The organism is Homoserinimonas sedimenticola, assembly GCF_026094475.1.
GTDB lineage: Bacteria > Actinomycetota > Actinomycetes > Actinomycetales > Microbacteriaceae > Homoserinimonas > Homoserinimonas sedimenticola.
In genome coordinates this window covers 53,807-66,027 of sequence record NZ_JAPELL010000001.1, presented here as the reverse complement: position 1 = coordinate 66,027, position 12,221 = coordinate 53,807, and the positions used below count along the sequence as shown (strand labels likewise).

The following is a 12,221-nucleotide window of genomic DNA, read 5'->3' as shown; positions in this document are numbered from 1 at the left end:
CATCGCGCAGGCGCTTCTGCGGGGATGCTCAGCGTCGGTACGTTCAGCTTGGTAGCCGGATCGTCGCCTCGGCGGCGAGCGCCGCGTCGAACTCCTCGTCGATGAGGTCCTGGTTGACGGCGGCACCCGCCGATGCCCCGGCCGCCACCACCATGGGCACGGTCTCGATGGGGCGCGCCACATTGCCGACCGCCCACACGCGCGGGTTGCTCGTGCGGCCCGTCTTGTCGACGCGCACGAAGTCGCCGCCGACGGAGCCCTCGCGTTCCAGCTCGAGCGGCTCGAGGAACTCCTCGTTCGATTTCAGGATGGGCGTGACGAAGAGAGCATCGAGCGGCACGACGTCGCCGCCCTCCACCTCGGCGCCACTGAGCCCTTCCGCGTCGGTTGCGAGGCGGGTGACTGGTCGCGGGTCGATCACGACACCGCGGGCCCCAAGCCGAGCCGCGACATCCTCGGGCACTTCGCCCGCCTCCGCGCTGAAGAAGGTGACGTGCTCGCTCCACTGGCGCACCAGATGCGCCTGGTGGATGCTCGCTGAGGAGGTCGCGAGCACGCCGAGCCGCCCGCCGCGCACCTCCCAGCCGTGGCAGTAGGGGCAGTGCAGCACGTCCTTGCCCCAGCGGTCGCCCGCCCCAGGGATGTCCGGCAGGCCATCACGGGATCCGGATGTCGCGATGACTCGCCTCGCCGCGAAACTCTCGCCCGAGGCTGTCGCCACGAGCATCCGCTCACTCCCCTCCGTCACGGCGGTGACCTGACCGCGGCGGATCTCGACCCCGTAGCTGCGGACCTCCTCCCGCCCCCGGGCGAGAAACTCGATCGGCGGGGTCCCCTCACTGCCGAGCACTCCGTGCACGTGGGAGGTGAAACGGTTGCGCGGCTCCCCCGCGTCGACGACGAGCACGCGGCGCCGCGCGCGCCCCAGCATGAGGGCCGCGCTGAGCCCGGCGGGGCCGCCGCCTATGATCACGGCATCCCAGACGTCGGTGCTCGTGTCGCCGGAGCCTTCGCGGCTAGCGGCGGTGTGCTCAGTGCTGTCACCAGTACCCATGGCGTCAGGTTTCCCTCGCCCGCCTCCGTTTTCAACCCTCGACTGACGTGAACGCCGATCATCAGCACACTCTCAGAGCGGAACTCGCATCCCGGTGCTTGACTGGGCCGAGATGCTGCGAATTCGACCGGATGGGCTGCTGCCGTGAGCGCGTGGGCGCTGTGGCCGAGCATCCTCGCACTCGCCGCCTCGGTCGTCGTGCTGGTGTTTGCGGGATCGCGCCTCGCCCGCACGGCCGATCAGCTCTCTGACCGCACGGGGATGGGCAAGGCTGCGGCCGGTGCCCTCTTTCTCGGGGCCGTCACCTCGCTGCCGGGCATCATCGCGACAGCGACCGGCGCACTCGAAGGGGATGCCGCGTACGCACTTGCCAACCCGCTCGGCGGCGTCGCCGTGCAGACAGTGTGGCTCGCGATCGCCGACCTCGTCTACCGCAAGGCGAACCTCGAACACGCCTCCGCCTCGCTCGAGAACCTCCTTCAGTCGCTCGTGCTCGTCGCCCTCATCTCGATGCCCGTCGTCGCCTATGCGACACCCGGCCTCACCCTGGGATGGGTGCACCCCATCACGCTGGTGATGCCTGTCGTCTACCTCTACGGCCTCAGCCTGCTGAACCAGGCTCGCAAGGAACCCATGTGGTCGGCCAAGAAGACGAGCGACACCCGGGAGGGCGGGGAGGCTGCCGGCACGAAAGCATCCACTCCCCAGCTGTGGCTGCGGCTTGGGATGCTTGCGGTTGTCGTCGGCGTCACCGGCTGGGTGATCGCGCAGGCGGGCCTCGGCATTGTCGCGGCGACGGGATGGCCGAGCGGCATCACCGGGTTCACGGTGACGACCGCCGTCACCTCTCTGCCCGAGCTCGTGACACTGATCGCGGCGGTGCGGATGGGCGCGCTCACCCTCGGGGTCGGCAACATCATCGGCGGCAACGTCTTTGACACCCTCCTGATCATCGTCGCGGACGGCTTCTACACGGAGGGCAACATCTACAGTTCGGCGGGTGCGGAAAGCCTCGTGCTCCTGGGTGGCACCGTGCTCATCACTTCGGTGCTCGCGGCCGGCCTGCTCGTGCGCCAGCGCAAGGGCGTCGGGTTCGAGAGTGTTGCGATCCCCGGCGTCTACCTGGGCACGGTCGCGCTTGCGATCTTCGCGTCGTGAGCGCTAACCGGCGAGCTCCGCGACGGTGGCCTGCAGCTCCTCCGCTGTGGGCAGCGTCTCCGCCTTCTCTCCGTTGATGTACACGGTGGGCGTTCCTGTCACACCGGAGTCGAGGGCTTCGCGCGTGTTCTGCTCAATCCAGTTCGCGTAGCGTCCCGACTCGACGCACTCGAGCAGCTCCTCGCCCCCGATGCCCTGGCCGTCGAGGAAGGTGGCGAACTGCTCATAGCTCCACGCATCCGTCGAGCTGTCGTGCACCGTGAAGAGGCCGGAGTGCACGCCGAGCCAGCTCTCCGGCTCGTGCACCGCGACGCACGTCGCGACGCTGCCCGCGCGCACCCCGTAGTCGGTCACGATATTGATGGGGTGGTACTCGACCGCGGCGTCCCCCGACGCGACGAGTTCCACGAGCGTGTCCCCGATGATGGCCTCGTAGTCCTGGCAGTGTGGGCAGGAGAAGTCCTCGTAGATGGCAACCGTGGTGGGAGCGTCCGCGCTGCCGACCCGCACGGCACCCTCGCCGACCTCGAGGGGCACATCCGTCGACTCTCCCACCGTCACGGTGGCGGATGCCTCGGGCGTCACGACCTCCTGCGACGCCCTGTTGATCGCCACGACGGCGAAGACGATGCCGCCCACGACGACGAGCACCGCCACAATGACGCCGATCTGCAGGAAGGCTTTGCGTCGCACCTCCGCGCGCTTCTGCTGCTGCCGCGCCTCGTTGGCCTTCTGCCGGATCGCGAGGATCCTGTCGTCGTCTTTCTTCGCCATGTTTCAACCCTAACGATGCTCACGTGGGAGGAGCCCCCGGCGTTCGCCGGGGGCTCCATGCTCAGTGTTTTCCCGTTCTTAGTGCTGGGACGTCACGCCTCGCTCATCGCGGTGGCCTCGGCCTTGCCCTTGGCGGCGTAGTAGGCGGCGCGCGCGGCGAGGCGGCGCTCCTGCTCCGCCTGGCCGGCGTCGAGCTCCTCCTGGGAGAGCTCCACGTTGGGCACGCGGCTCTTGCCGTTGTACTTCTCGATGTAGGCGTCGAGCTCGGGGCCCGACTCCCACGAGGTGATGAGGCAGTAGCGGGGCTCGTCGCCGATGTGGGTGGCGGCGTGCCAGAGGCGCTGCGTGTCGACGATCAGCTGTGCGCCCGCGGGCAGCGCGATTCGGTACTCGACGCTCGGGTCGGTGCGGTTCTCCCGCAGCACGAAGAAGCTGTCCTTGTCGTCCGTGAGGTTGAAGAATCCACGCACGACCCAACCGGTGCCGTCAGGGTTGAGACGGTTGTTGTCGTCCTGGTGCAGGTTGTAGAGGGTCTCACCGTAGGGGGTGGGCTGCAGCTCGATGACGCGGCAGCGACCGACGTTCGCGCCGGGCTCCTGAGCGCGACGGGTGAGGTTGGGCGCCTTCTCGACCTGCGACGGAATCCAGACGCCGTCTTTGTCGGTGCGGGGCGGCTCGTGGTTCCAGAAGCCGTTGACCTCGATCTCGCCCTTGGCGCTCGCGAGGGGCGCGAAGCGGGTCTCGCCGGAGGACTTCCAGTCGACGTACTCGATCTCGAGCCACTCCTTGGGGTCGAGCTCCTGGTTGTAGCGGTCGAGGACGACGTAGCCGGTTTCCTCAAGCGCTGCGGACTTGATGTAACCCATGAATGGATCACTCCTTTTTGGTAGGGGGCCAGCACGTTTTAACAGGCCCAACTTAGGGAAGCCTAACAGTGAGCGTCCGCCTACACTGGGAGCGGCCCGGCACGAGGAGAAAACACACAATATGGACAACGCCACGAACGTCGACGCGACCGCTGTCAACACGATTCGCTGGCTCTCCTCCCCCGGCACGAGCATCGTCGTGCCCGTCTACCAGCGGCAGTACCGCTGGGACATCGGCGGATGCGAGCAGCTCCTCGCCGACATCCGCGCGGTCGCCGACGCGGAGTCGGGCCACATGCACTTCATCGGCTCGATTCTGTCGAGCGAGAGCGCCGCCACCGAGCACACGGGCTCTGCGGATGCCACGGAGCTCGTGCTGATCGACGGGCAGCAGCGCATCACGACCCTCATGCTGCTGATCGCGGCGCTCCACCACACGGTGCTGCAGGACCTCGAGCCAAGCGGCAATGCCGAGCTCGCCGCCGAGCTGGAGCGGGTGCTCGTGCGCGGGGACGGCACCACGCTGCGCCCGCATCGCGCATGGGCCGGGGTGTTCGAGGACGTCGTGCTCGGTCGCCGCTCGGGGGATGCGGCCTCGCGCGACTCCCGCTTCGATGACAACTACGCCTTCTTCCGCAGCCAGATCGCCTCCGACGAGGTGGGGCGGATCTGGCGCGGCCTGACCCGCCTCGAGCACGTCGCCATCACTCTTCGGGCGCACGCGAACGCACAGCAGATCTTCGAGAGCCTCAACTCGACGGGCGAGCCGCTGCGCGACCACGAGCTCATCCACAACTACGTGCTCATGGGCCTCTCGCACGCGGAGCAGTACGAGATCGAGGACGGGTTCTGGCTGCCGATCGAACGCAACACGGGCGACACGATCGGCACCTTCTGGCGCCACTATCTCATCATGCGCACGGGGCTCGAGGTCGAGATCGCCGGCGAGCGCGGCGTCTACGATGCCTTCCGGCACGAGTTCCCGCTGCTCGACCACTCGAACCTTGGCGAGCACGCCGCCGAGTGGCGCGAGTTCTCGGAGATCTACCGTCGGCTTCTCGACCCTGCACAGGAGCCCGACGCCGAGATCGGTCGCCAGCTCGCCTATGTGGGAACCTTCGGCCGCAGCATGTTCCCCCTTGTGATGCGCGCCTACCGCGATCACTCCCGTGGCGCGCTGACCCGCGACAGCCTCATCGCGACGCTCGAGCGCGTGCAGTCCCTGCTGCTGCGGCGCACCGTCGTCGGCGTGAGCACCGACCGTCTCGTCGCCCGGCTCTGCCGCGCGTGGGCGGAGGGCCCGGATGCTTTCGAGCATGCGATCGCCCGAATCACTCCGTCCGACGCCCGCGTGCGTGTTGCGCTCAAGTACAGCCCGCTTCCCCACCCCTCCTACGTGCTGGGCCGCATCGCCGGCGTGGAGAGCACGGCCGGGCTCGACGTGGAGCACCTCGTGCCGCTTGCGCCAGCCGACGACTGGAGCGGCGACGGCGTACGCACCTGGGCTGACTACAGCGAGGATGAGCAGAACAGCCACCGCGCCCTCGCCCCCACGCTCGGCAACCTCACCCTGCTGGAGGAGCACCTCGCGGAGAGGGCGGTCGACGCATCCTTCGACCTCAAGCGGCAGTCGTTCTACCGCCGCAGCAAGGTCGACATTACGCGCGAGCTCGGCGAGGTCACGTCGTGGAACACGGCCGCTATCGGGGAGCGCGGCGAGAGGATGGTCGCCGAGTTCCTGCGCATCTGGCGTGCGCCCATGAGCGCGGCGATCGACGACGACGGCCTCACACCCATCCTCGACGCCGTGTTGCGTAGGGGCTGGCCGCGCGGCTGGCAGCGCGAGTTCGAGTACGTCGAGTACGCGGGCGAGCACTGGGAGGTTTACGACGTCAAGCACCTCTTCAACCGCATCTTCAAGCGCCTGTGGGCGGATGCCCGTGGCAGTGTCGTCGCCTATAGCTCCCGCCGCGGCGGCCCCGTCTTCGAGGTGCAGGCCTGGAACGGCCACTGGGACTCGCTCGACGAGGATCACTTCCTCTACATGGGCTGGGACTCCAAGTACATGCTGACCGCCCTGCAGGGCGTGCTGGAGGAGGCCGACCTCGCCTCAGAGGTCTTCGTCAAGTACTCCTACATCGGTCAGGCGATGTAGCACCGCGCTCAAAGCTGCTCGGCAGCCCGTCGCCACGGCTCCGAGGCATCCGGTCGCGCCGCCGTGCCGCGAGCCTCCCCATCACAGCGAACGACGACCGCCCAGTCGTCGAGCGTTGCCCCCTCCCGCTCGAGTCGGATCACCAGTCGGCGGACCGCCTTCCGCGTCGGGTTCCCGTGCGCCGAGACGTGCGCCATGTGCTCCCCCGCGATCGCCGCGATCGGGCGCGCCAGCTCGGCCGGCAGTCCCAGTCGGGGGCCCAGCGACTGCACGATCTCCGCGCCTCGCTCGGCATGCCCATACGACGTGAGGCGCCCATCCTTGCGGCGGGCCGTCGTATCGGGCTTGCCCACGTCGTGGAGGAGGGCGGCGAGCACGAGCAGCTCGCGGTGGTCGGGATCGAGCTGGTGGGCATCCGAATGTTCTGCCGCAAGATCGGCAGCCCACAGGGAGTGTACGAGCACGTCGCCCTCGGGATGCCAGCCGGGGTCCTGCGGGGTCTCGGCGAGCGCCGCTAGCTCCGGGATCGCCTCTACGATGCCCTGCTCTCTGAGCGCGCCGGAGGGCGTGCCGTCGCGACGCGTGATCTCACGCAGGGCGGCGCCCCACTCCTTCTCACTGCGGGCGGGGCGGTCGGGCATCAGCGGCTCTTGCGGGTTTCCTTGTTGTTCGCCTTTTGGATGGCGTCGACGAGTTCGTCCTTCGACATGTTGGAGCGACCGCTCACGTCAAGCTTCTTGGCGACATCATAAAGGTGCTTCTTCGATGCATTCGCGTCGACGCCGCCCTTGGTCTTGCCAGAGGAGCCGCGACCCCCGGCGGCCTTCTTGTCGGAGGGGCCGCTGCCCTCCTTCTTCTCCCAGTGGTCGCCGACCTTCTCATACTCGTGCTTGAGCGCCGAGAAGGCGGTGCGGTGGGCGCGCTCCCCTTCGCCGTAGCTATCGACGGCGGAGTCGTGTGCCTTGATCCAGATCTCCTGGGCGTGCTTGGGCGAGCGTTCGAGGGTCGAGGGCAGTTCCTTTGATCCGGGCATCTGAGACCTCCTTGGTCGGTTTGCGCGTGATGCTAGGAACGGAACCTCAGTGTTGCCCGAAAGCCGCTCAGCTGCGCAGGTATGACGCACCGTTGAGGTCGATGATGCCACCGGATGCCCACGTCGCCCCCGGCGATGCCAGGTAGACGATCGCATCGGCGATCTCCTCGGGCGTACCGACGCGCCCGAAGGGGCTCTGCGTGCGCAGCGCGTCACCCTGCTCCCCCTCGAGCTTTGCCTCCTGCCGCTCGGTCGCGACAAAACCGGGGGCGACGGATGTCACGGCGATCCCATGCGGCGCGAGGGACTGTGCGATCGACTGCCCGAAGGCGTGCAGCGCCGCCTTGGTCGCGCCATAGGCCGGGTAGTCGGGCTCCCCCCGGAAGGCTCCGCGCGAGCCCACGTTGATGACGGCTCCCGTGACCCTGCGCTCGATCAGGTGCCGGGCGAAAGCCCAGGTCACGGCAGCCGGGCCGAGCAGGTTGACGCGAGTCATGGCGTCCCAGGCCCCGAGCCAGTCCCCCCACTCGACGCCGTCGATGCGGTGGAGGTTCTCCGGCGACGGCGCCACCGCCGCGTTGTTGACGAGCACGTCGACCGTGCTGAGGCCCTCGACGGCGTCGTCGACGACGCGCCTCGCCTCCTCGGGAGAGCCGAGATCGCCGCCCACCATGACGTGCCCCACTCCCGCGAGAGCATCGAGTGTGTGCTGGGCGTCCGCGCTGCCGTGACCGTAGTGCACCGCAACGCGATAACCCGCGGCGGCGAAGGCTCGGGCCGTGGCCCTCCCGATGCCGCGCGACGCCCCCGTGACGAGCACGCCCCTGCCCGCGGCATCCGTCACGGGCGCGTCTCCGGATGCTTCGCTCATGCGCCGAGTCTACGGCGGGCGGGTATCCCGGCCTCGCGGCACCGGCTTGCTCTCGCTTGCTAGCGTGAGCCTGTGATCGTGGAGCTCTCCCCCGCCGACGCGCGACGGATGCGACTGCGCGCCCACCTTCTCGACGGCTCGGCGCTCGACCCCGCCCAGGTCGTCCAGCGTGCCGTCGCACTCCAGGGACAGGACCTGCCCGCCGTGCTGCGGGCTATCGCCATCCGCTCGCGACCAGGCACGAGCGTCCAGAATGTGCGGGCGGCGTTCGACCGGGGCGAGCTCGTGCGGTCGTGGCCCATGCGGGGCACGCTCTTCGCGACCACCCCGAGCCACCTGGCGGCGCTTCTGCACTTCACGGCGGACCGCCTGCACCGTGCCGCCTCTCGTCGCCGGGAGCAGCTCGGCCTCGACGGGACCGTCGTCGAGCGTGCGCGGGCCGTGCTGCAGCAGAGCTTGGCCGAGCGCTCGCTCCTGCGCTCCGAGGCTCTGTCGCTGTGGCAGTCCGCCGGCATCCCCACGGAAGCGGGCCGCGGCTACCACCTCCTCGCTCACTTCGCGATCGGCGGCGTCATGCACTGGGGTCCGTTCGATGAGACCGGCACGGAGCAGCGGCTCACGCTCTCGGCGGCTGCCGCACCTGAGGACCCGGATGCCGCGCTCGCCGAGGTCGTGCGCGGATACGTGGCGGCGCGCGGTCCCGTGACGGAGGCCGACCTCGCGTGGTGGACAAAACTCCCCCGCGCCGTGCTGCGGCGAGCGGCGGCATCCGTCGACGACCTTGAGCGGGTGCGCATCGACGGCGCGGACGCGTGGGTTGTCGGCGCGCAGGAGGTTCCGCAGGCGAGAGGCGTGACGCTCGTGCCGGCGTTCGACGAGTGGATCCTCGGCTATGGCGACCGTTCCCTGGTGGCCAGCCCACGGATGCTCGACGCTCTCGTTCCCGGGAACAACGGGGTGTTCCGCCCGGCCGTGCTCGTGGACGGGGTCGTCGTGGGTACCTGGCGGCAGCCGCGGTCAAAGCCCGTCGAGGTCGAGCTCGTCGAGACCGTGGATGCCGCCACGCGTGACGAGATCGACCGCGCCGCCGAAGCCTGGCCGCATGGTGTCTAGCGTCGGCGACCGCTGATCAGCGCGAGCCCCCGCTCGAGGGGACCCTGGCCGAGGGTGAGTCGCCAGAGCGGCGCAACCACGAGGGTCACGATGGTGAAGATCGTCCACGTGGTGGAGTCGGGCCCCCAGCCCGCCGGGTCGATCAGGTACCAGGCCGCGAGCACAAGCACGTGCACCGTGTAGACGGTGAGCGGCATCGCACCCGCCGCCGCGAGCGGATACAGGAGGCGCCCCACCAGCCGCCCCACACGCCCTGCCCGGCTCGACGTCAGCCAGACGAGACCGCCCACGACGGCGGCGGCGCAGCCCAGCGCCGACAGCTGCTGCGCGAGGGTCGCCGGCCAGGTTTCGGGTTCCCCCTGCCCGCTGGTGAGGGCAGTGACCACGAGGCCGATGGCGAAGACGGGGGCGCCGACCCCGAGCATCCACCCCTGCGTTGCGGGGCGCCGGATGTCGAGCCGGGCGATGAGGTAGCCGGCGACGATCGACGGCAGCCACGTCACGAGGGGGTATGAGCCGGTGAAGAGCCAGCTGAGGATCAGCTCGAGAATTCCCCCCTGCCCCGGCGGGGTGGGCGTTTCACCCGCCCCTGCCGCGATCGCGATATGTCCCGACACCATGAGCACGACCGCGCCGGCAAGCAGCCAGCGGCTGCCCACGAACAGCAGGGGGATCATCAAGAAGTACAGGAGCCCCCACTCGTCGATGACGACGCTGACGCCGGAGAAGAAGCTCTCGAGAAAGAGGCCCAGCACGAGTAGGGCGAAGCCACGAATCGCGATCTGGGTGCGCTGGGCGCCGCGCGGGATCTGCGACCCCGCCACGAGCAGGCCCAGCGAGATGCCGCCAACGAGGGCGAACAGCATCCGGGGCCTCGTGCCGCCCGAGAGCTCGTCGAGCACCACGAACCCACCCTCGGGGTTGCTCACGGAGATCGTGTGGGCGGTGAACATGCCGAGCACGGCGATGCCGCGGGCAATGTCGAGCCCGCGGATGCGCGTGTCCGTGACCAGCATTCCCCCAGTCTCACCGATCGCGTGCACAATGTCCGCTGCTGGATGAGACTGGGGATGTCGCGCAAAAGGAGTGCACCTGTGTCTGATGACTTGCATACGCTACTCACACGCCACGTCGAGGCCGGCACGATGCCGGGAGCTGTCGGCACTTACGGCGCTGAGTGCTCCCCTGTCGTCGTGGGCAGGGCTGCGCCAGACGGGGAGCCGCTGCGGGCCGACACGATCTTCCGCATCCAGTCGATGACGAAGGCGATCACGGCGGTCGCGGCACTACGACTGATTGAGAACGGCGTCATGGCGCTCGATGACCGGATCGCCACATGGATGCCCGAGTTGGCGGAGCCGCGCGTCCTCGCGCATCCGGATGCTCCGCTGGATGACACGAGGCCGGCGCGCCGCCCGATCACGGTGCGCCACCTGCTCACGAACCAGTCCGGCTACGGGGCGCTGGTCGGCGAGCCACCGTTGCAGCGGGCGATGGTCGAGGCCGGCGTGGAGGCGGGTGCCGAGCCGGTCGATCTCGGTGCGCAGGAGTGGCTCGACGCGCTCGCCACCCTGCCGCTCGCCTTCCAGCCGGGCGAGGGGTGGCGCTACCACCACTCCTTTGGTCTGCTGGGCATCCTGCTCGGACGGGCCGGTGGTCGCAGCACTCACGACGTGCTCGCCGAGACCGTGTTCGAGCCGGCCGGGATGACGGACACCGGGTTCACTGTTCCGGCTGATCAGGCGCATCACCTGCCTGCAGCGTTTCGACGGGCGGCCGATGGTTTCGAGCAGTCGGAGCCACCGGGGGCGGGCTTCTATGTCGCGCCTGCCCCGTTCGATGTCAGCCACTCAGAACTCGTCTCGACCATCGCCGACTATCACGCGTTCCTTCGCGCACTGCTCGACGGCCGGTTAATCGGCCCGGACCTGCGCGACGAGCTGCGCCGCGACCAGGTCCCTGCCGCGGCGAAGACGCCGGACAGCTTCTTCCCGGGCTTCTGGGACGACATGGGCTGGGGCTACGGCGTCTCCGTCGTGACCGGTGGGCCGCACCGCGGCCGCTTCGGTTGGTCGGGTGGTCTCGGCACCGACTTCTTCGTCGACCCCGACGGCACGATCTGCATCGTCATGACCCAGGTGGAGATGGACGAGCGCATCTTCGGTCTCCTCGGCGAGCTCCAGCAGTTGGGCTGAGCTAGACGCGCTCCACCGGCAGCCACAGCTCGCACGTCGCCGTGCTGAAGTCGGGCGCGCGCTCGAGGATCGCGACGATTGAGGGCCCCGGCCGCAGCTGCCACGGGTTCGACGGGAACCACTCCGTCGCCGTCGCCGCCCAGGCCGACTGGAGGGCAGCCGGGTGCGGCCCTGACGTGCGGAAGACCGCCCAGGTGCCCTCGGCAACCTCTATCGAGTCGAGGCCTGCAGGCACAGTGGTCTCCTCCGTCACGGCAACCCCGTGCAGGTAGGTGAGCTCGCTGCCCTCCGTGTAGTCCGGATCAACGTCGGCGCTGACCTGCAGCAGTCCTGCCGGCTCGGTGTTGCTGAGGGCTTTGAGCCGCTCGTGCTCCTCGGCGGGCAGTGCCGCGATGTGCTCTTGAATGTGCGGGTTCACCCCCTCGTGGATGAGCGGCACGCGTGCGGCGTGCCCAATGAGACGGAAGCCGGGTCGCTCGGTGATGCGGGTGTCCATGGCGTCATTCCCTTCTACTGTCAGGCGGAACCTGAGCTGCGATTGCGTGCGAAGGGGGCCACCGTTGCGCCGAGCATCCGCCGGGCTCACGCCGTGCACGGCAGTGAATGCCCGCCCGAATGCCTCGGTGGAGCCGTAGCCGTAGCGCACGGCCACCATGAGCAGCTCGTCGCCGGCGATCACGTCGGCGGCGGCGATGGTCATGCGACGCCGACGGATGTATTCGGAGACGGGCATCCCCGCGAGCGATGAGAACATCCGCCGCAGGTGATACTCGGTGACGCCGTCGCGTCGCGCGACCGCGGCCACATCGATCTCTCCACCGATGTCGGCCTCGATCTCGTCGACGAGGCGGTTGAGCGCTGCGATCACGGTCACCCCTTTCGCATCCCAGCATCGCGCGGATGCCCGGCTCCCGCCCGATCGTTGCGGACCGGTTCGATCGCGCCGAGTCAGCTGGCGGTTCGGACGCGGACTCCGCGCACTTCATCGACAGCCGGCGGCCG

At 69.1% G+C, this 12,221-nt stretch carries 12 protein-coding genes; 4 read left to right on the top strand and 8 right to left on the bottom strand.

Annotated elements, in window-relative coordinates; all coding sequences use genetic code 11:
* Positions 1 to 43 precede the first annotated feature (43 nt).
* Entirely contained in the window at positions 44 to 1,054 is a 1,011-nt protein-coding gene (locus tag OH146_RS00270) for an NAD(P)/FAD-dependent oxidoreductase (RefSeq protein WP_265156216.1), read from the bottom strand.
* Between the two features lie 144 nt (positions 1,055 to 1,198).
* On the opposite strand from OH146_RS00270, the gene OH146_RS00265 reads away from it, so the two are divergent.
* On the top strand, positions 1,199 to 2,212 hold the full coding sequence (locus OH146_RS00265) for a sodium:calcium antiporter (RefSeq protein WP_265156214.1): 1,014 nt from the start codon (positions 1,199 to 1,201) through the stop codon (positions 2,210 to 2,212).
* A 3-nt stretch (positions 2,213 to 2,215) separates the two neighbouring features.
* Here OH146_RS00265 and OH146_RS00260 read toward each other — a convergent pair whose 3' ends face one another.
* Both OH146_RS00260 and OH146_RS00255 read right to left on the bottom strand, forming a co-directional pair.
* On the bottom strand, positions 2,216 to 2,986 hold the full coding sequence (locus OH146_RS00260; protein ID WP_265156212.1) for a DsbA family protein: 771 nt from the start codon (positions 2,984 to 2,986) through the stop codon (positions 2,216 to 2,218).
* A gap of 92 nt (positions 2,987 to 3,078) precedes the next feature.
* Positions 3,079 to 3,852, bottom strand: coding sequence for a hypothetical protein (locus tag OH146_RS00255; protein WP_265156211.1), 774 nt, complete (start codon positions 3,850 to 3,852; stop codon positions 3,079 to 3,081).
* A 121-nt stretch (positions 3,853 to 3,973) separates the two neighbouring features.
* Here OH146_RS00255 and OH146_RS00250 point away from each other — a divergent pair, with 121 nt between their 5' ends.
* Entirely contained in the window at positions 3,974 to 6,007 is a 2,034-nt protein-coding gene (locus OH146_RS00250; protein WP_265156209.1) for a DUF262 domain-containing protein, read from the top strand.
* 8 nt (positions 6,008 to 6,015) lie between these two features.
* Here the strand turns inward: OH146_RS00250 and OH146_RS00245 are convergent, their stop codons facing one another.
* The 3 genes from OH146_RS00245 to OH146_RS00235 form a co-directional block, all read right to left on the bottom strand.
* Positions 6,016 to 6,648 carry an HD domain-containing protein gene (locus OH146_RS00245; RefSeq protein WP_265156207.1) on the bottom strand — a complete coding sequence of 211 codons (633 nt, stop codon included), beginning with the start codon at positions 6,646 to 6,648 and terminating at the stop codon, positions 6,016 to 6,018.
* Positions 6,648 to 7,040 (bottom strand): ChaB family protein, encoded by a 393-nt coding sequence (locus tag OH146_RS00240; RefSeq protein WP_265156205.1) that lies wholly within the window; start codon positions 7,038 to 7,040, stop codon positions 6,648 to 6,650. Before OH146_RS00240 ends, OH146_RS00245 begins: the two co-directional genes overlap by 1 nt.
* 67 nt (positions 7,041 to 7,107) lie before the next feature.
* Positions 7,108 to 7,911, bottom strand: coding sequence for an SDR family NAD(P)-dependent oxidoreductase (locus tag OH146_RS00235; protein WP_265156203.1), 804 nt, complete (start codon positions 7,909 to 7,911; stop codon positions 7,108 to 7,110).
* Positions 7,912 to 7,983: 72 nt separating this feature from the next.
* On the opposite strand from OH146_RS00235, the gene OH146_RS00230 reads away from it, so the two are divergent.
* Positions 7,984 to 9,024, top strand: coding sequence for a winged helix DNA-binding domain-containing protein (locus OH146_RS00230; protein ID WP_265156201.1), 1,041 nt, complete (start codon positions 7,984 to 7,986; stop codon positions 9,022 to 9,024).
* On the opposite strand, the gene OH146_RS00225 is transcribed toward OH146_RS00230, so the two are convergent.
* The gene (locus OH146_RS00225) at positions 9,021 to 10,040 is read right to left on the bottom strand and encodes a DUF418 domain-containing protein (protein ID WP_265156199.1); all 1,020 of its coding nucleotides are present in this window, start codon (positions 10,038 to 10,040) and stop codon (positions 9,021 to 9,023) included. The genes OH146_RS00230 and OH146_RS00225 overlap by 4 nt on opposite strands.
* A 78-nt stretch (positions 10,041 to 10,118) precedes the next feature.
* On the opposite strand from OH146_RS00225, the gene OH146_RS00220 reads away from it, so the two are divergent.
* Positions 10,119 to 11,219 (top strand): serine hydrolase domain-containing protein, encoded by a 1,101-nt coding sequence (locus tag OH146_RS00220; RefSeq protein ID WP_265156197.1) that lies wholly within the window; start codon positions 10,119 to 10,121, stop codon positions 11,217 to 11,219.
* Position 11,220: 1 nt separating this feature from the next.
* Here the strand turns inward: OH146_RS00220 and OH146_RS00215 are convergent, their stop codons facing one another.
* Positions 11,221 to 12,087: an AraC family transcriptional regulator gene (locus tag OH146_RS00215; RefSeq protein WP_265160553.1), complete on the bottom strand. Its 867-nt coding sequence runs from the start codon at positions 12,085 to 12,087 to the stop codon at positions 11,221 to 11,223.
* Positions 12,088 to 12,221: the final 134 nt, after the last annotated feature.

Bases quoted from the DNA above. Each gene is read 5' to 3' on its own strand.
- OH146_RS00270 (WP_265156216.1), bottom strand. From the start codon at position 1,054: ATGGGTACTGGTGACAGCACTGAGCACACCGCCGCTAGCCGCGAAGGC.
- OH146_RS00260 (WP_265156212.1), bottom strand. From the start codon at position 2,986: ATGGCGAAGAAAGACGACGACAGGATCCTCGCGATCCGGCAGAAGGCC.
- OH146_RS00255 (WP_265156211.1), bottom strand. From the start codon at position 3,852: ATGGGTTACATCAAGTCCGCAGCGCTTGAGGAAACCGGCTACGTCGTC.
- OH146_RS00250 (WP_265156209.1), top strand. From the start codon at position 3,974: ATGGACAACGCCACGAACGTCGACGCGACCGCTGTCAACACGATTCGC.
- OH146_RS00245 (WP_265156207.1), bottom strand. From the start codon at position 6,648: ATGCCCGACCGCCCCGCCCGCAGTGAGAAGGAGTGGGGCGCCGCCCTG.
- OH146_RS00240 (WP_265156205.1), bottom strand. From the start codon at position 7,040: ATGCCCGGATCAAAGGAACTGCCCTCGACCCTCGAACGCTCGCCCAAG.
- OH146_RS00235 (WP_265156203.1), bottom strand. From the start codon at position 7,911: ATGAGCGAAGCATCCGGAGACGCGCCCGTGACGGATGCCGCGGGCAGG.
- OH146_RS00225 (WP_265156199.1), bottom strand. From the start codon at position 10,040: ATGCTGGTCACGGACACGCGCATCCGCGGGCTCGACATTGCCCGCGGC.